The sequence below is a fragment of the Actinomadura sp. ATCC 39365 genome (assembly GCF_054392275.1).
Window position 1 is genome coordinate 3,149,575 of the sequence record NZ_CP184335.1, and the last position, 24,555, is coordinate 3,174,129.

Here is a 24,555-nt window from a genome sequence, read left to right on the forward strand (position 1 = left end):
CCTCGGTATATAGTGCGGGGGCATGAGCGTTCCTCTTGCGCTGCTCGGCCTCCTTGAGCGGGAGCCGAGCCACGGCTACGACCTGAAGCGCGACTACGACACCTATTTCGGCCGCGGCAAGTCGCTGCCCTTCGGCCAGGTGTACTCCACCCTCGGCCGGCTGGCCAGGGACGGCAAGGTCACCGCGGGGGAGAGCGAGCCCGGCGACGGCCCCGAGCGCAAGCGCTACGCGATCACCCCGATCGGCGCGCGCGAGGTCGAGGCGTGGCTGAGCGAGCCGGTCGCGGCCGAGCCGTACCTGCAGACCGTGCTGTTCACCAAGGTCGTGCTGGCGCTGATGCTGGGCCGCGACGCGGCGGCCTACCTCGACCTCCAGCGCGCCACGCACCTGCGGCGCATGCGCGAGTTCGCGCAGATCAAGCGGGGGGACTCGCTGGCCGACGCGCTGCTCGCCGACCACGGCATGTTCCACCTGGAAGCCGATCTGCGCTGGATCGACGTCACCCAGGCGCGGCTGGACGCGCTGGCCGAGCTGGTGCGGGGGTCGTCGTGATCCTGGAGGCCCGCGCGATCAGCCGCTCCTTCGGCCGCACCCCGGCGCTGCGGGAGGCCAGTCTGGAGGTGGCGGCCGGGGAGGTCGTGGCGGTCATGGGCCCCAGCGGCTCGGGCAAGTCGACGTTGCTGCACTGCCTGGCCGGGATCTTCACCCCCGACGGCGGCGAGGTGTGGTTCGACGGCCGCCGCCTGGACACCCTGAGCGACGACCGGCGCACCCGGCTGCGGCGCACCGCGTTCGGCTTCGTGTTCCAGTTCGGGCAGCTCGTGCCGGAGCTCACCGCGGCCGACAACGTCGCCCTGCCGCTGCTGCTCGCGCGTACCGGGCGCAAGGCGGCATATCGGCGGGCGGCGGGCTGGCTGGAGCGGCTGGAGCTGGCCGAGCTGGGCGAGCGGCGCATCGGCGAGCTGTCCGGCGGACAGGCGCAGCGGGTGGCGATCGCCAGGGCGCTGGTGACCGGGCCGCGGGTGTTGTTCGCCGACGAGCCGACCGGCTCGCTCGACTCGCTGACCGGCGAGCACGTCATGGAACTGCTGGTCGGCCTGGCGCGAGAGGAGGGCACCACCGTGATCGTGGTGACCCACGACGCCCGCGTCGCCTCCTGCGCCGACCGGGAGGTCATCGTCCGCGACGGCCGGCTCACCGACCCCTTCGCCGGTCAGGTCGTACGGTGATCGCCCTCGGCCTGCGGCTGTCGCTGGCCGGAGGCAGGGAGGCGGCCGCCCGGCTCGCGCTGATCGTCGCGGGAGTGGCGGTCGGCGTGGCGGTGCTGCTGACCACGCTCTCCCTGTTCAACGCCTTCCAGACGGCCGGCGAGCGCACCTGCTGGGAGTGCACCCGCGGCACCGCCCCCAGCGGCTGGGCCCTCGACGCCACCGCCACCGGCGCCCTGTGGAACCACCACGAGGACTACTACGCCGGCCGCCCGATCAGGCGGCTCGACGCCGCCGCGCTCGGCGGCCAGGCTCCCGTCGTCCCCGGGCTGTCCCGCATGCCCGCGCCCGGCCAGTACTACGTCTCCCCGGCGCTGGCCCGGCTGCTGGACTCGGCGCCGCGCGCGCAGCTCGCCGACCGCTTCCCCGGCACGAGGGCCGGGACGATCGGCCGCGCCGCGCTCTCCGGCCCCGACGACCTGACCATCGTGATCGGTCGCACGCCCGAGCAGGTCGCCGCCCTGCTCGGCACCCGGCAGGTCGACACGACGGCCGACGAGCCCGCCGTCGACGCCAACGCCGACATCTACCACTTCGGGTTCGCGATCGCGGCCGTCGGGCTGCTGCTGCCGCTGCTCGTGCTGGTCAACACCGCCACCCGGCTGGCCGCCGCCCGCCGCGAGGCGCGCTTCGCCGCGATCCGGCTGGTGGGCGGCACGTCCCGGCAGGTCAACCTGTTCGCCGCGGTGGACTCGGCGCTCGGCGCGCTGACCGGCACGCTCGCCGGTATCGTGCTCTTCCTCCTGGTACGCCCGGCCGTCGCCACCATCCGCGTCACCGGCTCCCGGTTCTTCCCCGACACGGTGACCCCGGCCGCCTGGCAGTACGCGGCCGTGCTCGCCGGCGTCCCGCTGCTGGCCGGGGTGAGCGCGCTGTGGTCGCTGCGCCGCGTCCGGATCTCGCCGCTGGGCGCGCTCAGGAAGGGCGCCCCACGGCCGCCGCGCGCCTGGCGGGCGCTCCCGCTGCTGGCCGGGCTGGCGCTGTTCGCGGTGCCGATGTTCCAGACCGACGACCGCAAACCGAACGCCGGGACGGCCTCGGCGGGCCTGGCGCTGATCATGATCGGGCTGATCCTGGCCGGCCCCTGGCTGACGATGCTGGCCGCCCGCCTGGCCGCCCGGCTGACCGGCGGAGCGGCGACGCTGCTGGCCGCCCGGCGGCTGGCGGCCGACCCGAAGGCCGCCTTCAGGTCCGTGAGCGGGCTCGTCCTCGCGGTGTTCATCGGGACGGCGATCGCCGGGATCGTGCCCGCCGTGGTGGCCGGCCAGCGGGCGGTGGCAGGCGGGACGCTGTCCGGCGTGCTGCGCGCCCCGCTCGGCGACCTCGGCGGCGGCGGGTTGTCACCGCGGGCCGGGGCCGAGCTGGTGGCCCGGCTGCGCGCCTACCCGGGCGTCGGCGTGCTGCCGATCCACGCCGCGAAGGAGGAGGAGAACCGGGTGATCGACCCGGAGCGGCCGCCGCCGCCCCGGGCCGTTGTCGAGTGCGCCGACCTGGCCCGCTTCCCGGCGCTCGGGCAGTGCCCGCCGGGCGCGCGGGCGGTCGCCGGGCGGTTCGACCGGATGGTGGAGGCCGACAACCCGCTCACCATCGACAAGCTGATCCCCCTCGCCGGGCCGGACAGCGAGCCCGTCTCCGCCGACGGGCTCAACCTGGCCTCCGTGCTGGTCACCATGGCCGACCCGGCGACCCTGGAGGAGATCCGCACCCTGCTGGCCGGGCAGAGCACCGGCCCGCCGATGACGTTCGACGAGGTCGCCCAGGTCCGGGCGGCGCTCTACACGCAGGCCGAGAACATCGCGCTGGCCATGGTCGCGCTGACCCTGCTCGCCGGCGGCTGCAGCCTGCTGGTGGCGGTCGGCGGCGGGCTGGTGGAGCGCCGGCAGCCGTTCACGCTGCTGCGGCTGGCCGGTACGCCCGGCCGCACCCTGGGCGCGGTCGTGCTGCTGGAGTCGGCGTTGCCGCTGGTCCTGGCGGCCGTCGTGGCGGCCGGGGCCGGGTTCGGGGTGGCGGCGCCGTTCATCGACGCCCTCGCCATGAAGGGGGCCTCCCTGGCGATGCCGGGGCCCGCCTACTTCGCCGGCGTCGGCGGCGGGCTGGTCGCCTCCCTGCTGGTGATCTCGACCGTCCTGCCGCTGCTGCGGCGCATGACCTCGCCCGACAACGCGCGTTTCGAATAGGAGCCACATGAAGCTGCGAACGTCCTGTGCGGCGATCGTGCTCGCTCTGGTCGCAGGCCTGCTCACGGGCCCGCCGTCCGCGGCCGCCGCCGGCCGCTGGTCGGCCGAGATCCGGCGCACCGAGTACGGCATCCCGCACGTGTCCGCCAAGAACCACGGTGGCCTGGGCTTCGGCTACGGGTACGCCTTCGCCCAGGACAACCTGTGCGTGCTGGCCTCGTGGGTGGTGACGTTGCGCGGCGAACGATCGCGCCACTTCGGCCCGCAGGCCCGGTCCGACGACCCGGTGCGCCCGGTCGCCAACCTCACCAGCGACCTCTACCACCGCAGCGTCGCCGACTCCGGCGTCGTCCGGCGGCTGCTGGCCCGGCCCGCCCCCATCGGCCCGAGCGCGGAGCTGCGCGAGCTGGTCGACGGGTACGTGGCCGGCTACAACCGCTACCTCGACGACACCGGCGTGGCCAACCTGCCCGACCCCACCTGCCGCGGCAAGTCCTGGGTCGGCCCGATCACCGCCGAGGACGTCTGGGCCAACCTCCTCGACCTGAGCCGCATGTCGGGCGGCTCGGCGCTCAAGGAGGCCATCGTCGGCGGCGGGGACGACGGGGACGAGGGCCCGCGCCGCGCCCCCGGCAGCAACGGCTGGGCGCTGGGCCGCGAGGCCACCCGCGACGGCCACGGCATGCTGCTGGCCGACCCGCACTTCCCGTGGAACGGCGTCCGCCGCTTCTACCAGGTGCAGCTCACCATCCCCGGCGTGCTGGACGTCGCCGGCGGCAGCCTGTACGGCACCCCCGTCGTGCAGATCGGCCACAACAAGACCGTCGCCTGGACCCACACCGTCTCCCACGCCCAGCGGTTCACCCTCTACCGGCTCGAACTGGCGCAGGGCGACCCCACCACCTACCTGGTCGACGGCCGGCCCGAGCCGATGGGCCGCCAGGAGGTCGTGGTGCCGCTCCAGGACGGCACCCTCGTCTCGCGCACCCTGTTCACCTCCCGCTACGGCCCGGTGCTGGCCGCCGGGCGCGGCGACGAGTACGCGTACGCGCTGGCCGACGTCAACGCCGCCAACCTGCGGGCGGCCGACGAGTGGCTGGCGATGGCCAAGGCCGGCGACCTGCGCGGACTGCGCGCCGCCCAGGACGCCCACCAGGGCCTGCCGTTCGTCTACACGCTGACCACGGACGTCGGGGGGACGGCGTCCTTCGCCGACGCCTCCGTCGTCCCGCACGTCACCGACGCCCAGGCCGGCCGGTGCGCCAAGCCGTCGCCCGACCCGTCGATCGACGCCTTCGTCCTGGACGGCTCGACCTCGGCGTGCCTGTGGGGCAAGGACGCCGACGCGGTCGTGCCCGGCATCTTCGGCCCCGGCAACCGGCCCGGACTGACCCGCGCCGACTATGTCGCCAACTCCAACAACAGCCCGTGGATGACGAACCCGGCCGCCCCGCTGACCGGCTACGACCAGGTCTGGGGCACCGTACGGACCGACGTGGAGCTGCGGCCCCGGGTGAGCCTGGACATGATCGACCGGCGGCTCAGGGGCACCGACGGGCTCGGCGCCCCCGGCTTCACCCTGGAGACGCTCCAGGCCACCGCGCGGAGCAAGCGCAACCACGGCTTCGAGCTCATGCGTCCGGACCTGGTGGCGTTGTGCCGGGGGCAGCGTGAGCTGCGGGCCTCCTCGGGGGAGCGGGTCGACGTACGGGACGCCTGCCGGACCCTGACCCGCTGGGACGGGCGCGCCACGCTGGACGGCGAGGGCGCCGTGCTGTGGCGGCGGTTCTTCGACGGGCTGCAGGTCCCCGTCAAGCCCGGGGAGCCGCCGCAGAGCTGGTGGCGGGTGCCGTTCGACCCCGCCCAGCCGCTCACCACGCCGCGCGGCCTGAAGCGGGACGACCCCGCCGTGCGGCGCGCCCTGGCCGACGCCGTGCTGTTCTTCCGGGACAACCGCCTGCCCCTGACTCTCACCACCGGCCAGGCCCAGCACTACGCGTCGGTCCCGATCCCCGGCTGCACCGAGGGGGAGGGCTGCTTCGACCGCGTCCGCAACTCCGGCCCGCTCGGCAAGGACGGGCGCTACCCCGACGTGAACACCGGCTCCAGCTTCATGATGGCCGTCGAGCTCACCCCGGACGGGCCGCGCACCCGCACCGTCCTCACCTACTCCCTGTCCGCCAACCCGAACTCGCCCCACCACACCGACCAGACCGCGCTGTTCTCCCGGGGAGGCTGGGTCACGGAACGGTTCACCGACGCCGAGATCCGCTCGGCCCCGCAACTGAACGTCACCGCTGTGAGCGGCTGACCGCCTTGTGGCGGCCGCGTTCTGGCCTTATTGTCACCCTTCGTGAAACCCCTCATGATCTTGACGATGGCGGGCGTGCTCACGGCCTCCCTGGCCGGCACGGCCGCCGCCGAGAGCGCGGCCTACCCGGTCAAGCATCCCAAGCTGATCGCCAACCCCCTCTACGAGGCGGGCCCGCTGCCCACGACCACCTGCGCCGAGCCGCGGGTCAAGCGCCACAACCTCAAGCAGGCCCGCGCCTACGTGGACGCGGTCGTCGCCTGTCTGGAGAGCACCTGGCAGCAGCACCTGACCGGGGCGGGGCTGCCGTACGAGCCGGTGAAGGTGCGGCACATGAACCGCATCCCCAAGAAGTACTGCGGCCTGGCCGTGAACGACGACGACTCGCAGACGTGGTACTGCGCGAAGACCCGCACGCTGGCCTTCCAGATCGGCAAGGACTGGACGGACGACCCGAGCGACCTGTGGCTGCTCCACACGACGGCCGGGATGTACGCATACCACGTGCAGAACCTCGTCGGGATCTCCGACGCCTACGACGTGATCCCGTACCCCACCAAGGCGGAAGGGCGTGAGCAGGACCGGCGTAAGAATCTCCAGACCGAGTGCCTGGGCGGCGCCTTCGTCAAGAGCGTCTGGCCCCTGGCGGGCAGGTCGAAGAAGGACTGGGACTATTTCCTCACCCTCCCCGTAGGGAACAAGTTGGGCAAGTACAGCTCGTACGGCAAGACCTCCACGCTTCGCTCGTGGATCAAGCGTGGCTTCGCCACCGGGGACCCGGGCTCCTGCAACACCTGGGCGGCCGCCTCCTCCAAGGTGCTCTGAGCCGCCTCCCGCGGTGCCCGCGACCAGGTGTCATGCCGGTGACCGGGGGCATGACCTGGGCAAGGGCATCTCGGGGGGTGGGGTGGGCGAACAGCGGTCGGAGGGCGGCGCGTACGGCGGAGACCTGGGGCCGTTCGGCGCCGAGAAGCTCCGGCGGCTGCAGGCGAGCCTGACGCAGATCGAGGATCTGCACGGCCGGATGGCGCGCCTGCTGGAGGCGGTCCTCGCGATCAGTTCCGAGCTGGAGCTGAACGCCGCGCTGCGCACGATCGTGGAGGTCTCGGCCGACCTGGTGGACGCCCGGTACGGCGCCCTCGGCGTGCTCAACGACGAGGGCGAGTTCGCCGACCTGTTCACCTACGGGGTCTCCGAAGAGGTGTACGAGGCCATCGGCCGCCTGCCCACCAGCCACGGCCTGCTCCAGGAGCTGATGGCCCGGCCCAGGCCGCTGCGCGTGGACGACGTGCTCGCCCACCCCAGCTTCCGCGAATACCCCGCCGGCCATCCGGTGATGCACACCCTGCTGGGCACGCCGATCCTGGTCCGCGGCACCGCGTACGGCAACCTGTACTTCGCCGACAAACGCTCGGGCCTGCCGTTCACCGGCGACGACGAGCGGATCGTCGCGGCGCTGGCCAGCGCGGCCGGCGTCGCCATCGAGAACGCCCGACTCTACGAGCGCATCCGCCGCAACACCGAGGAGTTCCAGCGCAGCCTGCTCCCGTCGCTGCCCGAGCTGAACGGCCTGTGGGCCTGCGCCCGCTACCTGCCCTCCAGCACGGTCCCGCGCATCGGCGGCGACTGGTACGACGCGATCGTCCTGCCCGACGGCGTGCCCTGCCTGATGGTCGGCGACGTGATGGGCCACGACCTGCGCTCGGCCACCGTCATGAGCCAGATCAGCAACATGCTGCGGGTGCTCGCCTACGAGCACTGCGAGCCGCCCTCCCACATCCTGCGCCGCCTCGACGAGATCCTGCACGCCCTGCACGGCGGCCCGATGGCGACGGTGCTGCTGGCCCGCCTGGAGGAGTACGGCGGCACCGACTGGCGGCTGAGGTGGGCCACCGCCGGGCACCTGCCCCCGCTGCTGCTCCCCGTCGACGGCCCCGCCCGCTACCTGCGGGCCGAGGGCGGCCACCCCCTCGGCGTCACCCCCGACCTGCCCCGGCCCGACCACGAGCAGGTCATCCCGGCCGGGTCCACGCTGCTGCTCTACACCGACGGGCTCGTCGAGGACCCCGCGCACGGCCTCGACCGGGGCATGGAGAGCCTGATCCGCACCGCCTCCCGGCTGCGCCACCTGCCCCTGGAGGAGATGTGCGAGCTGCTGCTCGTCCACCGGGGCGACGGTTTCACCGACGACGTCGCCCTGCTGGCCCTGCGGCTCGGCGAACCGGCCGACCTGCACGCCGGCTGACCGGACCCGGCCCGCTCGATGGCCAGATGTGCCAGATAACTGTCGTTGCGGACATTCCGCCCGTTCGGTGAGAATCGGGGCATGCCCGCTGCTCACCGCGTCGTCATCGCGCTCTTCCCGGACGTCGACCTGCTCGACGTCACCGGCCCGGCCGAGGTGTTCGCCCTGGCCAACCGGGTCGCCGGTCGCGCCCTGTACGACGTGCGGCTGGCCGGGCCCCAAGGCGGCCAGGTCACCACGTCCGCCGGGGTGCGGCTGGTCGCCGATCTGACGTTCGACCAGGTCGGCGACCAGGTGGACACCCTGGTGGTGCCCGGCGCGGTGACCGTCACGCCCGACGGGCCACGCGCCCTGACGGACGCCGAGGTGGTCGCCTGGGTACGGCGGACCGCTCCGGACGCCCGCCGGGTGGCCTCGGTGTGCGTCGGCGCGCACATCCTGGCCGAGGCCGGCCTCCTGGACGGCCTGACCGCCACCACCCACTGGTCCACCGCCGGGCAACTGGCCGCCGACCACCCCCGGGTCACCGTCGATCCCGACCCGATCTTCCTGCGCTCCAGCGGCCGGATCTGGACGGGCGCGGGCATCAGCGCCTGCCTCGACCTGACCCTCGCGCTGGTGGCCGAGGACCACGGTGAGGAGACGGCCCTCGCGGTGGCCCGCGAACTGGTCGTCTACCTCAAGCGCCAGGGCGGCCAGAGCCAGTTCAGCGTCCCGCTGACCCGGGCCGCCTCGGGCCGCCGCGACATCGACGACCTGCGCCTGTGGATCGCCGAGCACCTGGCCGAGGAGCTGACCACGGTCGAGCTGGCGGCGCGGATGGGGCTGAGCCAGCGGCAGTTCACCCGGGTGTTCCGGCAACAGACCGGCTTCACCCCGGCCGCGTACGTCGAGTCGGCGCGCGTGGAGGTGGCGCGCCGGCTGCTGGAGACCACCGACCTGCCGCTGCCCCGGGTGGCCGCCGACAGCGGGCTCGGCTCGGTGGAGACACTGCACCGCGCCTTCCGCCGCCGTCTGGGCACCGGCCCCGGCACCTACCGCCGCCGTTTCCGCACGGTGGCCTGATCCCCTCTCTCCCCGCGTACGCCGCCCGAGCCGGGTGGCGGCGCGAGCCTGCCCGAAAGGAACCCTGCCATGAGCAGCACCGTCTCGCCCACCCTGCGCCAGGTCGTCGGCCTGCCGGCCGAGCCCGCCCGGCTGGCCGACTCGACCCTCGTGCTGATCGACTACCAGAACACCTACAGCACCGGCGTCATGGCCCTGCCGGACGCCGAGCGGGCCCTCGCGGCCGGCGCCCGCCTGCTGGAGCGCGCCCGCGCCACCGGGGCCCGCGTCGTGCACGTCGTCAACGACGGCGGCCCCGGCAGCCCGTACGACGTCCGCGCCGAGATCGGGGCGATCAGCGCGCCGGTCGCGCCGCGCGAGGGGGAGCCGGTGGTGGTCAAGACGTTCCCCGACGCCTTCCACCAGACCGATCTCCAGGACGTCCTGGCGGGTATGGAGGCCGGGCCCGACCTGGTCCTGGCGGGGTTCATGACGCACATGTGCGTCACGTTCACCGCCCAGGGGGCCTTCCGGCTGGGGTACCGTCCCACGGTCGTCGCCGACGCCTGCGCCACCCGTACGCCGGCCGGCCCCGGCGGCGCGCCGCTGCCCGCCGACGTGCTGCACGAGGCCGCTCTGACGACGATCGGCGACCTGTTCGGCCTGGTGGTCCCCACCACCGACGCGCTGCCCGCCTGATCCGTCCCGGGCCCGCGTGTCGGTGAGCTGAGCCCACCGTCCGGGCCGCGGGGTCAGCCGGTGACCGGGCGGCGGCGGCCGGCGACCAGACGGTCGGCCGGCGTCCGGTGACGCGCGGCGGGGGCGGACTCGGGCTGCCGGTCGGCGGTGCGCCCGGTGGCCACGAGCCGGTCGGCGGGCTGGTCCGTCGTGGGGTGCCTGTCCTGGTCCGTGGCGGGCTGGTCGTCGGCCCGCTCGGCCAGCAGGCGGCGCAGTTCGCGGCGGCGGGCCAGCCTGCGGCCCGTCCCGGCGGCGATCAGGAAGGCGCCGAAGATGAACGCGGCGGCGGTGGCCGCCCCCGCGGCGAACAACTCCAGGTCACCGACCCGGAAGGTGACGCCCATCAGTGTCAGTGCGGCGGTGGCGGTGGTCGTCGTCTGGGTGAACAGGACGACCACGGCGGCCGACCCGGCGACCATGAGCAGCAGGCCGAGCAGGACCATGGTTCTCACTCTCCTCGAACGTCGGCGATCACGTTTCATTGCCGCTGCCCAGCATTTCTTTACTTATGTATGGGCATGCGTCCGGCGTCGAAGAAATGGCCGTGCTTTCGCACCGGGAATGGCGTCGTGGCGCACCGCTAATTGTCCTGCGAAAATATCCGCATTGAGCAGCGGCGCTGCGTCCGGCAGGCAGGTCGCGGGGTTTGTCGGCCGATGACCAGGGGAGAGCGGACCAAGGAGGGAAGTGATAGCAGTGAAAGTGGACACTTTCCGGCTCCTGGCGAACTCCGCGGGAGAAACGGTCGTGCTGCACCCGGCCGGGGACCTTGACCTGCACACCGCCGGCGCCATCGAGGATTGGGCGACCGGCTATCTCGACGGCACGCCGGCCGCCGTCACATTGATCGACCTGTCCGACGTCGGCTTCATGGATTCGGCCGGACTCGGCGCGCTGATCGGCGCGTGGAAACGCATCACCGCCACGGGACGGACGGTGATGGTCGCCGCGCCGACCCCGCAACCGGCCAGGCTGATGCGCATCACCGGTCTGGAAGGACGTCTCGGCGTACGCGCCACCGTCGCCGAGGCGCTGGAAGAGATCATTCCCAGACGGTCGCACGCGCCCGCCTAGGCGGCGTCCGTCCGGAGCGCGCGCGGCGTCAGCCGTTCCTCGCCTTGGCGTAGTCGGCGGCGCCGCCCGCGAAGTCGTACAGGACGACCTGTTCGTCCCCGACCACCCAGGCGTCGTGTCCCGGCGGGCAGACGAAGACCTCGCCCGGCCCCGCCTCGGCCTCGGTGCCGTCGTCCATGCGCAGGCGCATCCGGCCCGAGACCACGAAGCCGTTGTGGTGCACCTGGCAGGACGAGGTGCCGGCGATCGGCCTGACGGACTCCGACCAACGCCATCCCGGCTCGAACGTGGCGACCCCGAAGGTCAGGCCGCTCAGCTCGCAGATCTCCAGGTGGCCCTTCGGGAAGTCGCGCCGTTCGTCGGGCTTGTCGATGCTCTTGACCTCGATCATGGCTCATCCCCCCTCATCAGCTACCTTCTTACGCTGAATTGTCCATACCGAGGGGTTCGCCAGGGCAAATATCCCTTTGTGGGGATGGGTACGGCCCGCGATGGAGCCGTACCCATGACGTGCGGACTATCCGGCCCAGGGCAGCGAGTCGGACGGCCACGCCCGCTTCGTCTGCTTCTTGAGCGTCTCCTCAGGCGTGCCCACGGCGCAGCGGGTGCCCTGCGGCGGAACCTTCAGGCCGATGAGGTACTGGTCGATGATGTCGGTCTGGCACTTGTCCTTGCCGTAGATACGGTGACCCCAGCCCTCGTACGTGAGCAGCACGGCCTTCGGGCCGAGCTGGCGGGTGGCGTTGGCCGCCCAGATCCACGGCGTGGCCGGGTCGTGGATCGAGTTGCCGAGCAGCAGCGGGGCCTGGCCGGTGTAACGCAGCGAGTGCGGCGGGTTGACCGGGGCGCCCGAGTTGAGGCAGATGGGCAGGTCGTCGGTCGGGTACGGGTGGTACTTCGTGTCCGGCGCCAGGAGGCCGGCGGTACGCATGAGGTCGGCGTACTCGGCGTAGCTGTTCACCTTGAGGTTGTAGTCCTGGCAGAGGATCCGGGTCGGCAGTTCGGCGACGTCACCCTCCACCGGGCCCCGGCCGGGCAGCGGGGGCACCCATTCGGGGGCCGGGCCGCCGTTCAGCCAGTTGATCACTTCGCTCAGCGTGCGCCAGTCGGGCCCCTCGTTGCCCAGCGCGGCGTTGTAGATGACCTGCAGCTCGGTCATCCGCTGACCGGTGCTGGGGTAGACCAGCTCGCCGCGGCGGGCCTTGTCCAGCAGGCTCTTCCAGATCGCACGGATGTCACGGCCGTTCAGCACGCAACTGGTGTCCTGCTCGCACCAGCCGACGAACTGGTCGAAGCCGTCCTCGACGGCCAGGGCCTCGGTGGCGAAGAAGCCCTTCACGCCGAGGCTGTGGTCCATGTTGCTGTCGAGGGCGAGCGCCCGGATGCGGCCGGGGAACAGCTCGGCGTACATCTGGCCGATCAGGGTGCCGTACGAGATGCCGTAGTAGGTGAGCTTCTCCTCGCCGAGGGCGGCGCGGAGGGCGTCCATGTCACGGGCCACGGAGACGGAGTCCACGTGGTCGTAGAGCGGGCCGGTACGGGCCCGGCAGTCCGGGTGCAGCTTCTTGGTGAAGGCGTTCCAGGCGTCGAAGTCGGCCTGGCTGCGCATGACGGTGGGCGGCATCTGGTTGTAGACCGACGCCGAGCAGATGACCGGGTGGCTGCGGCCCACGCCGCGCGGGTCGAAGCCGACGATGTCGAACCGCTGCTGCAGTTCCTCGGTGTAGGACCCGGGAGCGCCGTAGACGGCCTCCACGCCGGACCCGCCCGGACCGCCGGGGTTGATCACCAGCGAGCCGACCCTGGCGGCCGGGTCGGTGGCCTTGCGCCGGGCGACCGCGAGGTCGATCGACGGCCCGCTCGGCCTGGCCCAGTCGATGGGCACGGTCAGCTTGCCGCACTCGGCGCTGGGCTCCTCCTCGCAGGGCGCCCAGGTGATGGCGTTCGTCGTGGTGGTGGCGGGCTTCGCGGTCGTCGCCGCGTTCGCCGCCGGAACAGGGATCAACGCCGCCAGCGCCACGAAGGCGGTGGCGAACAGTGGGAGTCTTCTCCGCAAAATGGGGCTCCAATCAACGGTCGGTGCGCCCCCCGTGGGCATCCGGCCGAGCTTGATCATCGCGGTTTGTGGCTAGAAATGACGGCAAAATCGGAAATTTCCCTAAAGTCGCCCGTGCGGACGGGCTCCGCCCTCCGGCGACCGGCGTGACCGACGGCGGGCGTCGCGGCGTCACCGCCGGTCGGCGGTCACCCGATCCGGTAGGCGCGGATCACCGTCTGCTCCACGGTGGCGCCCCCGGTGTCGGCGGCGCGGGCGCGCAGGGAGACGAAGCCCGCCCCGGCCGGATGGCGCAGCCGTACGGCACCGCCCGCGACCTTCGCCGCCCGCCAGGTGCGGCCGTCGTCGTAGGAGACGTCCACGGCCAGCTCGCGCACCGCGCCCGCCTGCCCGCGCACGGACACCGGCACCGCGAACGCCCGCCCGGCGGGCGCGCCGCTCGCCGGGTCCAGCGCGGGCGAGAAGGCGACGACCGGCAGCGGCAGCGCGCCGTCCCGGCCACCGGCCGAGCGGAACGTCCAGGCGACCGCCGTACGGGTGGAGAGCGGCTCCGGGCCGCGCTCGGCCGACACCTCCAGCCGGTAGGCCGCCTCCCCGGCCGGCACGCCGAACCGCGCCCCCGGACCGGGCTCCTCCGCGACCAGCTCGCCGTCCCGGTAGAGGGCGGTCCGCGCCCGGGACACGCTCGACGTCCCCGGATGGCCGGCCCCGTCGGCGTACAGCGAGGGGAACGCGGAGATCACGTCGGCCGTCCGGGAGAAGGCAGGCGTGTCCGCCACGGTGACCGGCGCGGGGCCGAAGACGCCGCGGTTCCAGGTCTCGTCGTAGGCGCGCCCCGCCTCGTACCTGAGGGCGGTCGAGGCCAGGTCGCCTCCCCAGGTCGGGCCGCTCTCCGTGTAGACGTTCTGCCAGCGGAGGCCGCCGCCGGTGTTGACGTACTCGGTGTGCGTGAAGGGAGGCCGGAAGTCGGTCACGAACATGATGCCGAAGAACCGTCCCTCCGCGGGCCAGGCGACGCTTGCGGCGCTCGCGTCCGTGCCGGCCGCCGGCGCGCCGTAGTCCCTGCGGACCGTGGCCAGGTCCGCGCGCCCGACCCGGCGGCTGAAGCCGGTCGGCACCTGGCCCTGGACGAACCATGCCAGCCGGTACGCCTGCGCGCTGCCCGCCAGGTCGCCGTCCGGGCCCGGCACCGCCCACTGGCCGGCGACCTTGGTCAGCAGGTCGTACCGGCCGGACCCGACCTGCGCGGTGCGGATGCCCGGCGCGGCGTCGAACATGGTGGCCTCGGCGCCCAGGTAGTAGGGAGAGCCGTCCCGGGTGCGGCCGCCGTAGGTCACCTCGGTCATCAGGTGCCTGGCCGCCGGGTCGGGCGGCGCGATGGACACCGGCTGCGCCTGAGCCGGGTCCAGCCGCAGGGACTGATCCCGGTCCAGGCGCAGGCCGGGATGGACGAGCATGGTCAGACCTTGGCCGTCGGTGGTCCGGCTGTCGACGACGTAGGTGCCCTTGGCCAGCCGCAGCGTGACCCTGCCGCCCGCCTGGACGGTGACCGGGTTCCAGTCCTTCCGGTCGACGTCGGTCCGGTAGAGGGTGGTCAGCGCGTCCGCGGCGCCCGGCCGGTCGAGGGTCAGGTCGTAGCTCTCGACCTCCTTGACCACGGCGAGCGGCGTGCTCACGGTCGTGCCGTCCTCGGCGGTGGCCTCCAGGTAGCCGCCGAGCGGCCCGTCGGCCACGTCGCCGCGGGTGTCGGCGGTGACGGTCGCCTCCGCCCGGCCGCCCGCGGGGACGGTCAGCGTGGCGGGCGACACCTCGAACACGTCCGCGCCGGCCCGCGCCGACAGGCGCAACGTCACCGGCTCCGGGCCGTCGTTGCGGTAGGCGAGCTTCCTGGTGACCGGCTCGTCGTCGTCGTGCGGCCAGGCGAGCACGCCGAAGCCGACCGACGCGGGGGAGGTGGTCACCCTCTGGCCGATCGCGCGGCCCACGTCGAGGCGGCCCGCGCCCCGGGCGTGGATCGCGGTGCCGGGCTGTGGCCGGGCGGTGGCCATGAGGGCGGCCTTGAGCTGCTCGGGCGTCCAGTCCGGGCGCAGCCCGGCCAGGATCGCGGCCGATCCGGCCACGTGCGGGGCCGCCATGGAGGTGCCCGACATCTCGACGTACGGGCCCTCGCCGGGGAGTCCTTGCCGCGCGCGGCGCGGATGGCGACGCCGGGCGCGGTGATGTCGGGCTTCAATCCCGAGTCCCCCACGCGGGGACCGGTGCTGGAGAAGACGGCGAGGCGGTCGGCACGGTCCACCGCGCCGACCGACAGGGCCGCGTCCGCGGTGGAGGGCGAGGCGACGGTGCCCGGCTTGCCGTAGTTGCCGGCGGCCGCGACGAACAGCACGCCGTACCGCTCGGTCAGCGTCCGGACGGCCTCCTCCAGCGGGTCCAGGCCGGGGGCGTCCGGCGAGCCGAGGCTGAGGTTGGCCACCTTGGCCCCCTGCTCGGCGGCCCACTGCATGCCGGCCAGGATCGCCGACTCCGCGCACCAGCGGTCGGCGCACACCTTGGCGTCCAGGAGGGTGGCGCCCGGCGCGACGCCGCGGTAACGCTCGCCCGTCCCGGCGATGGTCGAGGCCACGTGGGTGCCGTGCCCGGTGAGGTCGGCCGCGGTGTCGGTGCCGGTGAAGTTCCAGCGGGCCGCCACCTTGCCGGCCAGGTCGGGGTGGGTGTCGTCGATGCCGGAGTCCAGGACGGCGACCTTCACCCCGGCGCCCGTGTAGCCCTTCTCCCAGGCGGCGGGGGCGCCGATCTGCTTGACGCTGGCGTCCAGCGACAGGGTCGCCCGGCCGTCGAGCCAGATCTTCCCGGTGCCGGTGGAGAGCGAGGCCCTGAGGCCGGGCCAGGAGCCGGCGGCGGTGTCGAAGCGTACGGCGGCGCCGTTCACGGCGGGCAGGGCGCGGGTCACCGCCATGCCGTGGGCGGCCAGGCCCGGCCGGCGGGCGGCGTCCGGGCCCGTGACGATGAGGGGCAGGGCGCCGGGGGCGTACTCCAGCAGGGTCGTCACGTCGAACAGGCGGGGGTCGAGCCGGCCGGCGGCCAGCAGGGGGACGGCGTCGCCGGGGACGACGCGGAGCCGGTCACCGATCTTCTCCGTGCTGAAGACGACGCCCGTACGGCCCTTGCCCGGCGCGACGCGCACGCCGTCGGCGACGAGGCTCACCCGGTCTCCCGTGATCAGCGTCACGGTACGGGCGGGGCCGCCCGGCGGGGCCGGCAGGCCGGACGGGACGGCTCCGAGGAGCGCGATGGTCAGCGAGACCGCTGTCGTTCTGAGGATCACATGTCTTCTTGGCGGAATGCCCGCCCCCTCTTCACGAGCTGAGACGGCGTGAAGAAGGACGGGCGCTCCCACCAAGTAGGGGTGTGACACAAACCATGACGGTCGAGGACGAGCAGGCGATCGCCGAGTCCCTGCGCCGCCCCGAGAGGTTCGGGGTGCTCTACGACCGCTACTTTCCCGAGATCCACCGGTACGTCGCCGGCCGCCTCGGCACCCAGGCCGCCGACGACCTCACCGCGGAGATCTTCCTGGCCGCCTTCCACGGCCGGGCCGGCTTCGACTCCGGCCGCGGCGTGGTCCGCGGCTGGCTGTACGGCATCGCCACCAACGTCGTCGCCCAGCACCGCAGGAGCGAGCTGCGCCGGTTGCAGGCGATGCAACGGGCGCCGGAAGGGACGCTCACCGGCGAACAGGCCGAGGACGGGCACGAGGACCTGGTCGCCGGACGGCTGGCGGCGGCGGGCGTCAAGGACGACCTGGTGGCGGCGCTGCAGGCGATGCCGGACGCCGACCGCGACGTCCTGCTGCTCCCGGCCCTGGCCGACCTGAGCTATCAGGAGATCGGCCAGGCCCTCGACATCCCCTCAGGAACGGTCGGTTCCCGGCTGAACCGCATCAGAAGGAAGCTTCGCGCCGCCCTGGGCGGCGTCAACCCCTTGCTTGGAGACTCCCGTGGCTGACCTGAACCAGGACCTGACCCTGATCCGCGACCTTTACGCGGCCCCGCCCCCACCCCCGAGGTGCTGGCCGACGGCCGCGCCCGCCTCGCCGACGCCTACGCCTCCCCCATGGACGCCGGCGTCCGCCGGGAGGAGCGGCGGCCGGCGCCGTGGGCGCTGCCGGACGGCGGAAGGAGCCGGCGGCGCCGGCCGCTCGTGGGGGCGAGCCTGGCCGGGGCGGCCGCCGTCACCGTGGCCGCCACCTTCCTCGCCGCACCCTCGTCGCCGTCGGCACCCTCGGCATCCGCCGCATCCGCGGCGCCCGCCCGGCTCTCGGCCGGTGAGATCCTTCTGGCCGCCGCCGACTCGGTCACCCCCGCCACGGGCGACGGCGCGTACTGGAGGCGCGACGGCGTCGTCGGCCGGTACGAACGCGCGCCCGGCGGCCACTACACCCTCAGGACCAGCCGCTCGGTCGAGCTCTGGCTCCCCAAGGCGGCCGGCCGCCCCACCTGGGTGATCCGCCAGGATCTCGGCGCCGAGCCGGCGACGCCCGAGGACGAGACGGCCTGGCGCGCCGTCGGCTCCCCCGGACCTGGACCCTGAGCGGGGGGACGCCCCCGGTGAAGCTGCAGGCCGGCCCCGGCGAGCGCGACGCCGTACGCGACGACAGCGGCAAGACGCTCACCCTGCTGGGCACGCCCATGACGCCCGCCACCCTGAACGCCCTGCCGACCACCCCGGAAGGGCTGCGCGACACCCTCGAACGCGTCGTGTCCAAGGGGTACGGCAAGGAGCGGGTGGACATGAACGCCCAGCTCTTCGAGACCGGCGTGCGGCTCGTCATGAACTTCCCGACCTCGCCGGAGGTTCGGGCGGCGACGTACCGGATGCTGGCCGCGCTCCCGGGGGCGAGCGCGGAGAGCGAAGCCACCGACCCGCTCGGCCGCAAGGGCCAGGCGGTCAGCCGGCCGGGCGGGCCGGGTGAGCGGTACCGGTTCGTCGTGGACACCGCCACCGGCCTGCCGCTGGCCCTGGAGTCGACGGTCGGCCAGGACCGCTCGTACGAGGCGATCAGGACGGCCGCCTGGACCGACGAGGAGCCCCGGCTCCCGGCCCTGCGTCGCGACATGAACCGCTGACCCACCCCGCGACGGGGGCGGCGGCACGTCCCGGAAAGGGGCGGGTTATCGTGGCGGGCATGAGCGAAGGTGGATCATCAGGGCCCGGCACCGCCGCCACGGCCATCCTCGACTGGCGTCACCCCCGCGTCACCGCCCTGGCCGCCCGACTCCCCGGCGCGGCGACGCCGCCGCGCGCCCTGGTACGCGCCGCGCACACCCTGGTCAGTCAGACCATCCGCCCGGTGTACGCGATGAACGACGAGCAGCCGGTCTCCGTGACCGTCGCTCGCGGCCGGGGCTCGTGCAGCCAGCGCATGGCCGTGCTGGAGGCGCTGGCCCGCGGCCGGGGGATCGCCACCCGGGTCAGGGGCCGGGTGGTCGACGGCGCGTTCTGGCACTCGCGTTTCCCGCGGATGCGGCCGCTGGTGCCCGCCGACGTCATCCTGGCGTGGCCGGAGTTCCTGCTCGAAGAGGGCTGGGTGCCGATCTCCGAGCTGTTCGACGGCCTGTGCGCCACCTCCGGCTTCGGCAACGACGGCCCCGAGACCCTCTTCGACGCCGTCACCCGGACGGTCGTGGACTGGGACGGCACGTCCTCACCCAAGTGCGACCTGTCCGCCCGGGTCCGCGCGGACCTGGGGTACTTCGGCTCCAGGGACGAGCTGTTCCGGGAGCACGGCCAGACGTTGTGCCCGGTGGCCCGGCTGGTCGCCGACCCCGTGCTGAGCCGGCGGTCCGCCTAGCGGGCGCGCCGGGCCGCCGGAACCCCGGTCAGCGGGTGCACAGGGCGGTGTCGAAGGCGGCGATCAGGAGGTCGCGGGCCTTGCCGCCGTTGGCCGAGCCCGTGGTGTACACGGTGACCGTGCGGCCCGCGCGGTCGCGGCCGCTGAAGGTGGACACGCCCGGGACGTCGCCGCCGTGCCCCCACAACTTCCCGCCGCAGCTCAGCGGGATCTCCATGACGCCGTAGCCGTAACGGGCGCCCTTGGGCCAGCCGGGCCGGTCGACGTCGACGTACGAACCGGACCTGACGGACTGCGCCCGCCAGAACGTGTTCAGGTCGCGCGGCGTCGAGACCAGCCCGCCGCTGGCGCCGAACGCGTGGCCGGGCAGCCGGGTCAGGTCGACGACGCCGTCCTTGGGGCGCAGCGGGTGCACGCCGTAGGTGTGCGCGTGCGGGCCGCGGATGCCGGTCTCGCCCTTGGCCGGCCAGTACGTGTCCCGCATGCCCAGCGGCTTCAGCACCAGGTCGCGGCTGACCACGCGGAAGTCGCGCCCGGTCACCGCCTGGGCGACCAGGCCGAGGACCATGTAGTTGGTGTTGGAGTAGGCGAACCGGCCGCGGGGCGTCGGTTCGAGGGAGAGGGCCAGTTCGAGCAGGTCCTGCTTGCCGATCTTCGACCAGTCGGCGGCGGGGGTGAAGTCCGGCAGGCCGCTGGTCTGCTGCAGGAGCATCTTCACGGTGATGTCGCGCCCGTCGATGCCCTTGCCGCGGATGACCCCCGGCAGGTACGTCTCGACCGGCTCGTCCAGGTTGACCTTGCCCTGGTCGGCCAGCTTCAGCACGGTGGCCGCGATGATCGACTTGCTCACGCTGGCGATCCTGAACCGGCCGTCGGCGCCGGGCATGGTCTGCTTCGTGCCGTGCCGCGCGGTGCCGGAGACGACCGTCGTGGTCCTGCCGTCCGGGTGGCGGATGTAGGCCACGGCGCCGGGCACGTCGGGGGAGGCGGTGAGGGCGTCCAGCCGCGACTGCAACGACGGCGCCCGGTCGGCGGCGAACGCCGGAGCCATCGGTGCGAGCGCCAGCGGGACGATCACGAGCAGGGCGAGTGCGCGCCGGGCGGCGGAGGAAGGCATCGGGACTCCTTGTCGCGTCGATCAACTATGTCCCGACTCTGGCGAATTGACGGCTCTGCCACAGTCACGGCACCACCCACCCTCATGCGGGGGCTGCCCCTACCGCCCGGCGCGCGCCGTTCTCCATCCGCCGGGGCGGGCGATGGCCAGGGCGTGGCGGACGAGAGCGGCGTTGTCCTCGGCCGGGCCGCCGTCCGGATCGAGCAGCGTGTCCTCCAGGCCGATCCGGGTGGCCAGGCCCCGCCGTACGGCCTCCGCGACGAGCGGCCACGTCGCCGGCCCCTCACCGTGCAGCAGGCGGGGGGCCGGCGACCCGTCCAGGCGGTCGAGAACGGCCGCCGCCCGGGGGACCGCCTCCTCCGGCGGCGCGTCGATCACCTCGACGAGGATGCGCGTCATCCGTCCGGCCAGCCCCGAGGCGGTCAGCGTCGCGGCGTCGGCCGGCGTCCACACCCCCGCCTCGACCCCGACCCCGGCCGCCAGCAACATCCGCGCCAGCTCGCCGAACCCCGGCTCCGACAGGTTCACCGAGGCGAAGTCCGGACGGGCGCCGGCCGGCAGCTCCGCCCAGGCGGTCACCGCGTCCAGGCGGGCCACGGCGTCGCCGCCCGTGATCCACAGGCCGGTGGACACGCCCACGGGCAGCCCCGGCGCCGCCGTCCTGACGGCCGACGTCGCCGCCCCGACGTCGGCGGCGGCCAGCGACTCGCGCCCCGCCGCGTCACGCGGATGGACGTGCACCGCCCCAGCCCCCGCCCGCCGCACGGCCACGGCGTCGGCGGCCAGCTCGGCGGGCGTCATGGGCAGCCGGGGGTGCTCGCCCGCCGCCCGGCTTCCGTTCAGACACGCTTTGATGAACATGCGCCCCATCCTTACCCCCGCGAACCGGGCTCAGGCGCGGCGTCGCTTCCCGGCGGCGGGCGGTCTCAGTGGGCGGCGTCCAGGCGGGCGCGCTGGTCGTCGGTCAGCTCCAGGTCCACGGCGGCCAGGCTCTCCTCCAGCTGGGCCACCGACGACGCCCCGACCAGCGGGATCACCGGGAACGCCGAGCCGATCTGCCAGGCCAGCACCACCTGGTTCAGGCTCGCCCCGCACTCCTTCGCGACCTCGCGCAGCACCGCCAGGCGGGCCGGGGTGCCGGGGTGGTCGTAGTCCGGCGGCACCTGCTTGTCCTGCCGGGTGTAGGCCCCGCCGAGCAGCGGCGAGTAGGCGACCAGGGTGAGGGCGGGCTCGGCGCGCAGGTAGCTCAGCAGCTCGGCCCCGGCGTGGCCGAGGCTGCCGTCCTGGAAGATCGACTCCGGCACGTCGAAGCGTGGGCGCAGCAGGCTGTGCTGGTACTGCAGCACCTCGTACCCGGCCACCCCGGCCGCGGCGGCCAGGGCGCGGGCCCGTTCCACCCGCCAGATCGCGTGGTTGCTCGCCCCGAGCAGGCCGACCGTGCCCTCGGCCACCAGGGCGCCGAAGCCCTCGACGGTCTCGGCCACCTCCACGGTGCGGTCCTCGATGTGGGCGTAGAGCAGGTCGATGCGGTCCACGCCGAGGCGTTCGCGGCTGCGCTCGGCCGACTCCCTGATGACCTTGGCGGACAGGCCCTCGGCGTTGTCGACGTAGCTGGTGCCCGGCGCGAGCGGCCGCGCGCCCAGCTTGGTGGCGATCACGATCTCGTCGCCGGCGCCGCTGCTGCGCCGCCAGCGGCCGAGCAGCTCCTCGCTCTGCCCGCCCTGGCCGCCGTCCACCCAGAAGGCGTAGTTGTCGGACGTGTCGATGAACGTCCCTCCGGCCTCGGCGTAGCGGTCGAGGATGGCGAACGACGTCTTCTCGTCGGTCACCGAGCCGAACAACATCGCCCCGAGGGCAAGTGCGCTCACCTCGCGGCGGATGTCCGGGTTCGTGCCGATCGTCCGGTACTTCATGCTGTCTCCCCATTTCGTCACGTTCTGTACGAGGCCCCGGAACGGGAGTCTGAGGGCTGGAGCGAACTCCAGGTCAAGCCGGACCGGCCATCTTCTTGAAAATAGATCATTTCTCTAGAAAAATGCTCTGACATGTCCATCATGGTGGTGACCGGCGGCAACCGGGGCATCGGATACGCGGTGTGCGGACGCCTGGCCGGCGAAGGGCACCAGGTGCTGCTGGTCGCGCGGGACGCGGAGCAGGGCCGGCAGGCCGCCGCGCGGATCGGCGGCGACGTCCAGGCCGTGACGGGCGACCTCACCACGGCCGAGTCGGTCCGGCGGCTGGCCGGCGACCTGCGGGACCGCTGCCCGCGCATCGACGTGCTCGTGCACAACGCCGGCCTGTGGCCCGCCCGCCGCGTCCTGACCGGGGACGGGCTGGAGGAGTCGTTCGCGGTCAACCACCTGGCGCCGTTCCTGCTCAACCACCTGCTGGAGGACCGGCTCGGACGCGTGGTGCAGGTCACCGCCGGCCTGTACGTCAAGGGCCGGGCCGAACCCGGACGCACGGCCATGGGCGCCGCCTTCTCGCCGATGCGCACGTACGCCGACACCAAGCTGTGCAACCTGCTCACCGTGCCCCTGTTCGCCGAACGCTGGCGGACGGCCGGGATCACGATCGACGCCGTGCACCCCGGCGTCATCCGCACCGGGCTCGGCGATCGCCGCGGCCCGCTCGGCTGGCTGCTCAAGGCCGCCAAGCGCAGCTGGGCCGCGCCCGAGGAAGGCGCGCGGCACGTCGTCTCCCTGGCCGGGGCTCCCGGCACCGGCCGGTACTTCGACCAGGACCGCCAGGTCCCGTTGCAGGGCCCGGCGCTGGACGCCGACCTGGCCAGGCGCGTCTGGGACGAGGCCGAGGCGCTGGCCGCGGTGCGATGACCCGGCACCGGCGCAGCGAGGAGACCGTGCGCAGGCTCCTGGACACCGCCCTGGAGGTCTACCCGGCCGACTTCACCCTCCGGGCGGTGACCACGCGCAGCGGCGTCAGCATGGGCAGCGTCTACCACCACTTCGGCAGCCTGGAAGGGCTGGCCGCCGCGCTGTACGGCCGGTGCATGGACGAGCTGCTCGACACGCTGGTCGCCGTCACCGAGGAGACCGCCGACGCCCGTGACGGCGTGCGCCGCGCCGTGACGGCCTACCTCGGCTTCACCGCTTCGCACCCGGACAAGGCCCGCTTCATCCACGCGGCGCCGTACGCGCTGGACCTCGGCCCGTACGCCGAGCGCATCGCGGCGGCCAAGGCGTCCCGGCTGGCCAGGCTGAACGCCTGGATCGGCGCGCGCATGGCGGAGGGGGCGGTCGCGCGGCTGCCGGTGGCGCAGGTGGAGATGCTGCTGATCGGGCCGGTGGCCGAGGTGAGCAGGCGGTGGCTGGCGGGCGCGCCGGACATCGACCTGGACGAGGCGGCCCGCGTTCTGTCCGACCGCGTCTGGTTGTCGCTCAGCGGTTGACGACGGGGGCCGGTTACCTGCGCGGGAGACTCCTCGGAGGTGGGTGTGGGGTGGTCGCCGGTATGATGGGGGCGGCTTCCCGTGCCGGGAGCCGCGGCGGTGGGGCCCGCCGCCTCCCGCCCGTCCGGGGGTAACCGCGGTGTCGCCGCCAACGGTCCCTGCCAGAGATGTGCCACGCTCATGTGCTGGTAGGAGATGCCTCATGGCCCAAGCCCGTCCCCCTGAACCTGAACCCGAACTTGGACCCGAGCCCGGCTGCATCGGGGGTGCGCAGGTCGATCCGCGGGCCGCGGTCGATCCCGACGTCGACCTGCATGTGCCCGCCCAGCGCGGCGAGCTGGCCCGTGCCCCGGTCGCCACGCTGGCCGTCATCGCGGCCGGCGGCGTGCTGGGCGCGCTCGCCCGCTACGCCGTCCTGACCGCCTTCCCGGTGCCGCCCGGCGGGTTCGCCTGGCCGACGCTGGCCGTCAACGTCACCGGCTGCCTGCTGATCGGGCTGCTGATGGTGGCCATCACCGAGGTCTGGCGGGCCCATCCGCTGACCCGGCCGTTCCTGGGGGTGGGGGTGCTGGGCGGGTTCACCACGTTCTCCACCTCCATCGCCGACGCCCACGGGGCGCTGGCCGCGGGCGAGCCGCGCACGGCCCTCGCCTACCTGGCGGTCACGCTGGTCACGGCACTGGCCGCGGTCTTCCTGGGCCAGGTGCTCGGGCGCGGGCTGTTCGGCCGGTTCGCCACTGCCGCCGAGACCGTTCCCGCCGAGACCACCCCCGACATGGGCGCCCCCGACCAGACCGCCCGGGCTCCGCGCGGTGGGAGGCGTCCGTGACGGCGCTGCTGCTGGTGGTGCTGGGCGCCGCCGTGGGGGCGCCCGCCCGTTACCTGATCGACCGCGCCGTCCAGGCCCGGCACGACAGCCTGTTCCCGTGGGGCACCTTCACCGTCAATGTGGCCGGGTCCGCGCTGCTCGGCTTCCTGCTGGCGCTGCCCGCCACCGGCGGGGCGCAGGCCCTCCTCGGCACGGGCCTGTGCGGGGCGCTGACCACGTACTCCACCTTCGGGTACGAGACCCTGCGGCTGCTGCAGAACGGCGCCCGCACCTACGCCGCGCTCAACGCCGCGGCCAGCATCGCGGCCGGGCTCGGAGCGGCCTGGTGCGGCATGGCCCTCGCCCAGGCCGTCATCTCGTAGTGCTGGGATCCGGCCCGTGAGCGGTCGGCGCGTTTGACGATCGCTCGACGGGAAAGCTGGAAGGGGCCGGCGT

General features: G+C 73.8%; 24 protein-coding genes and 1 pseudogene. 17 read left to right on the forward strand and 8 right to left on the reverse strand.

Annotated elements, in window-relative coordinates; genetic code table 11:
- Positions 1-22: 22 nt before the first annotated feature.
- The 8 genes from ACNF49_RS15725 (at position 23) to ACNF49_RS15760 (ending at position 9,745) form a co-directional block, all read left to right on the forward strand.
- Positions 23-553 carry a PadR family transcriptional regulator gene (locus ACNF49_RS15725; protein ID WP_352355886.1) on the forward strand — a complete coding sequence of 177 codons (531 nt, stop codon included), beginning with the start codon at positions 23-25 and terminating at the stop codon, positions 551-553.
- The gene (locus ACNF49_RS15730) at positions 550-1,230 is read left to right on the forward strand and encodes an ABC transporter ATP-binding protein (protein WP_357972194.1); all 681 of its coding nucleotides are present in this window, start codon (positions 550-552) and stop codon (positions 1,228-1,230) included. Before ACNF49_RS15725 ends, ACNF49_RS15730 begins: the two co-directional genes overlap by 4 nt.
- Positions 1,227-3,446, forward strand: coding sequence for an FtsX-like permease family protein (locus ACNF49_RS15735; protein WP_482944167.1), 2,220 nt, complete (start codon positions 1,227-1,229; stop codon positions 3,444-3,446). The genes ACNF49_RS15730 and ACNF49_RS15735 overlap by 4 nt, the downstream gene beginning before the upstream one ends.
- Before the next feature lie 7 nt (positions 3,447-3,453).
- Positions 3,454-5,757 carry a penicillin acylase family protein gene (locus ACNF49_RS15740; RefSeq protein ID WP_482944168.1) on the forward strand — a complete coding sequence of 768 codons (2,304 nt, stop codon included), beginning with the start codon at positions 3,454-3,456 and terminating at the stop codon, positions 5,755-5,757.
- Positions 5,758-5,799: 42 nt separating this feature from the next.
- Positions 5,800-6,582 (forward strand): neutral zinc metallopeptidase, encoded by a 783-nt coding sequence (locus ACNF49_RS15745; RefSeq protein ID WP_498702502.1) that lies wholly within the window; start codon positions 5,800-5,802, stop codon positions 6,580-6,582.
- A gap of 82 nt (positions 6,583-6,664) precedes the next feature.
- Positions 6,665-8,002 carry a PP2C family protein-serine/threonine phosphatase gene (locus ACNF49_RS15750; protein WP_482944169.1) on the forward strand — a complete coding sequence of 446 codons (1,338 nt, stop codon included), beginning with the start codon at positions 6,665-6,667 and terminating at the stop codon, positions 8,000-8,002.
- Positions 8,003-8,083: 81 nt separating this feature from the next.
- Entirely contained in the window at positions 8,084-9,067 is a 984-nt protein-coding gene (locus ACNF49_RS15755) for a GlxA family transcriptional regulator (RefSeq protein WP_357972184.1), read from the forward strand.
- A gap of 69 nt (positions 9,068-9,136) precedes the next feature.
- Positions 9,137-9,745 carry a cysteine hydrolase family protein gene (locus ACNF49_RS15760; RefSeq protein WP_482944170.1) on the forward strand — a complete coding sequence of 203 codons (609 nt, stop codon included), beginning with the start codon at positions 9,137-9,139 and terminating at the stop codon, positions 9,743-9,745.
- Between the two features lie 53 nt (positions 9,746-9,798).
- On the opposite strand, the gene ACNF49_RS15765 is transcribed toward ACNF49_RS15760, so the two are convergent.
- Complete coding sequence (locus ACNF49_RS15765) at positions 9,799-10,236, reverse strand: hypothetical protein (RefSeq protein WP_482944171.1); 438 nt, start codon at positions 10,234-10,236, stop codon at positions 9,799-9,801.
- A 250-nt stretch (positions 10,237-10,486) separates the two neighbouring features.
- Here ACNF49_RS15765 and ACNF49_RS15770 point away from each other — a divergent pair, with 250 nt between their 5' ends.
- Positions 10,487-10,858, forward strand: a complete 372-nt coding sequence (locus ACNF49_RS15770) for an STAS domain-containing protein (protein ID WP_482944172.1) — start codon at positions 10,487-10,489, stop codon at positions 10,856-10,858.
- 28 nt (positions 10,859-10,886) lie between these two features.
- On the opposite strand, the gene ACNF49_RS15775 is transcribed toward ACNF49_RS15770, so the two are convergent.
- The 4 genes and pseudogenes from ACNF49_RS15775 to ACNF49_RS15790 all read right to left on the reverse strand — a co-directional run.
- Positions 10,887-11,249: a cupin domain-containing protein gene (locus ACNF49_RS15775; protein ID WP_352360762.1), complete on the reverse strand. Its 363-nt coding sequence runs from the start codon at positions 11,247-11,249 to the stop codon at positions 10,887-10,889.
- A 126-nt stretch (positions 11,250-11,375) separates the two neighbouring features.
- Positions 11,376-12,914: an alpha/beta fold hydrolase gene (locus tag ACNF49_RS15780; RefSeq protein WP_357972176.1), complete on the reverse strand. Its 1,539-nt coding sequence runs from the start codon at positions 12,912-12,914 to the stop codon at positions 11,376-11,378.
- Positions 12,915-13,102: 188 nt separating this feature from the next.
- On the reverse strand, positions 13,103-15,049 hold the full coding sequence (locus ACNF49_RS15785; RefSeq protein ID WP_482944173.1) for a S8 family serine peptidase: 1,947 nt from the start codon (positions 15,047-15,049) through the stop codon (positions 13,103-13,105).
- A 77-nt stretch (positions 15,050-15,126) separates the two neighbouring features.
- A pseudogene (locus ACNF49_RS15790) lies at positions 15,127-15,870 on the reverse strand (S8 family serine peptidase); the annotation flags it as partial.
- A gap of 464 nt (positions 15,871-16,334) precedes the next feature.
- Between ACNF49_RS15790 and ACNF49_RS15795 the strand changes: the two are divergent.
- The 4 genes from ACNF49_RS15795 to ACNF49_RS15810 are packed head-to-tail and all read left to right on the forward strand — an operon-like array spanning position 16,335 to position 18,765.
- A complete protein-coding gene (locus ACNF49_RS15795; RefSeq protein WP_482944174.1) occupies positions 16,335-16,919 on the forward strand; it encodes an RNA polymerase sigma factor in 585 nt (194 codons plus the stop codon).
- Between the two features lie 60 nt (positions 16,920-16,979).
- Entirely contained in the window at positions 16,980-17,504 is a 525-nt protein-coding gene (locus tag ACNF49_RS15800; protein WP_482944175.1) for a hypothetical protein, read from the forward strand.
- A 17-nt stretch (positions 17,505-17,521) separates the two neighbouring features.
- On the forward strand, positions 17,522-18,040 hold the full coding sequence (locus ACNF49_RS15805; RefSeq protein WP_482944176.1) for a hypothetical protein: 519 nt from the start codon (positions 17,522-17,524) through the stop codon (positions 18,038-18,040).
- 59 nt (positions 18,041-18,099) lie between these two features.
- Positions 18,100-18,765, forward strand: a complete 666-nt coding sequence (locus tag ACNF49_RS15810; RefSeq protein ID WP_357972168.1) for a transglutaminase-like domain-containing protein — start codon at positions 18,100-18,102, stop codon at positions 18,763-18,765.
- Between the two features lie 28 nt (positions 18,766-18,793).
- Here the strand turns inward: ACNF49_RS15810 and ACNF49_RS15815 are convergent, their stop codons facing one another.
- From ACNF49_RS15815 to ACNF49_RS15825, 3 genes are all read right to left on the reverse strand, one after another.
- A complete protein-coding gene (locus tag ACNF49_RS15815) occupies positions 18,794-19,882 on the reverse strand; it encodes a serine hydrolase domain-containing protein (RefSeq protein WP_482944177.1) in 1,089 nt (362 codons plus the stop codon).
- 99 nt (positions 19,883-19,981) lie between these two features.
- Positions 19,982-20,743 (reverse strand): 3-keto-5-aminohexanoate cleavage protein, encoded by a 762-nt coding sequence (locus ACNF49_RS15820; protein ID WP_482944178.1) that lies wholly within the window; start codon positions 20,741-20,743, stop codon positions 19,982-19,984.
- A 65-nt stretch (positions 20,744-20,808) separates the two neighbouring features.
- Complete coding sequence (locus ACNF49_RS15825) at positions 20,809-21,795, reverse strand: aldo/keto reductase (RefSeq protein WP_482944179.1); 987 nt, start codon at positions 21,793-21,795, stop codon at positions 20,809-20,811.
- A 132-nt stretch (positions 21,796-21,927) separates the two neighbouring features.
- On the opposite strand from ACNF49_RS15825, the gene ACNF49_RS15830 reads away from it, so the two are divergent.
- The 4 genes from ACNF49_RS15830 (at position 21,928) to crcB (ending at position 24,482) form a co-directional block, all read left to right on the forward strand.
- Positions 21,928-22,716 carry an SDR family NAD(P)-dependent oxidoreductase gene (locus ACNF49_RS15830; protein ID WP_482944180.1) on the forward strand — a complete coding sequence of 263 codons (789 nt, stop codon included), beginning with the start codon at positions 21,928-21,930 and terminating at the stop codon, positions 22,714-22,716.
- Entirely contained in the window at positions 22,713-23,291 is a 579-nt protein-coding gene (locus ACNF49_RS15835; protein WP_482944181.1) for a TetR/AcrR family transcriptional regulator, read from the forward strand. The genes ACNF49_RS15830 and ACNF49_RS15835 overlap by 4 nt, the downstream gene beginning before the upstream one ends.
- 202 nt (positions 23,292-23,493) lie before the next feature.
- Positions 23,494-24,120: a fluoride efflux transporter FluC gene (locus tag ACNF49_RS15840; RefSeq protein ID WP_482944182.1), complete on the forward strand. Its 627-nt coding sequence runs from the start codon at positions 23,494-23,496 to the stop codon at positions 24,118-24,120.
- Positions 24,117-24,482, forward strand: coding sequence for a fluoride efflux transporter CrcB (crcB, locus tag ACNF49_RS15845; protein WP_357972154.1), 366 nt, complete (start codon positions 24,117-24,119; stop codon positions 24,480-24,482). The genes ACNF49_RS15840 and crcB overlap by 4 nt, the downstream gene beginning before the upstream one ends.
- Positions 24,483-24,555: the final 73 nt, after the last annotated feature.

Coding starts and splice junctions, on each gene's coding strand:
- ACNF49_RS15725 (WP_352355886.1), top strand. CDS start 23: ATGAGCGTTCCTCTTGCGCTGCTCGGCCTCCTTGAGCGGGAGCCGAGC.
- ACNF49_RS15740 (WP_482944168.1), top strand. CDS start 3,454: ATGAAGCTGCGAACGTCCTGTGCGGCGATCGTGCTCGCTCTGGTCGCA.
- ACNF49_RS15755 (WP_357972184.1), top strand. CDS start 8,084: ATGCCCGCTGCTCACCGCGTCGTCATCGCGCTCTTCCCGGACGTCGAC.
- ACNF49_RS15760 (WP_482944170.1), top strand. CDS start 9,137: ATGAGCAGCACCGTCTCGCCCACCCTGCGCCAGGTCGTCGGCCTGCCG.
- ACNF49_RS15775 (WP_352360762.1), bottom strand. CDS start 11,249: ATGATCGAGGTCAAGAGCATCGACAAGCCCGACGAACGGCGCGACTTC.
- ACNF49_RS15785 (WP_482944173.1), bottom strand. CDS start 15,049: ATGGCGGCCCCGCACGTGGCCGGATCGGCCGCGATCCTGGCCGGGCTG.
- ACNF49_RS15795 (WP_482944174.1), top strand. CDS start 16,335: ATGACGGTCGAGGACGAGCAGGCGATCGCCGAGTCCCTGCGCCGCCCC.
- ACNF49_RS15810 (WP_357972168.1), top strand. CDS start 18,100: ATGAGCGAAGGTGGATCATCAGGGCCCGGCACCGCCGCCACGGCCATC.
- ACNF49_RS15815 (WP_482944177.1), bottom strand. CDS start 19,882: ATGCCTTCCTCCGCCGCCCGGCGCGCACTCGCCCTGCTCGTGATCGTC.
- ACNF49_RS15820 (WP_482944178.1), bottom strand. CDS start 20,743: ATGTTCATCAAAGCGTGTCTGAACGGAAGCCGGGCGGCGGGCGAGCAC.
- ACNF49_RS15825 (WP_482944179.1), bottom strand. CDS start 21,795: ATGAAGTACCGGACGATCGGCACGAACCCGGACATCCGCCGCGAGGTG.
- ACNF49_RS15830 (WP_482944180.1), top strand. CDS start 21,928: ATGTCCATCATGGTGGTGACCGGCGGCAACCGGGGCATCGGATACGCG.
- ACNF49_RS15835 (WP_482944181.1), top strand. CDS start 22,713: ATGACCCGGCACCGGCGCAGCGAGGAGACCGTGCGCAGGCTCCTGGAC.
- ACNF49_RS15840 (WP_482944182.1), top strand. CDS start 23,494: ATGGCCCAAGCCCGTCCCCCTGAACCTGAACCCGAACTTGGACCCGAG.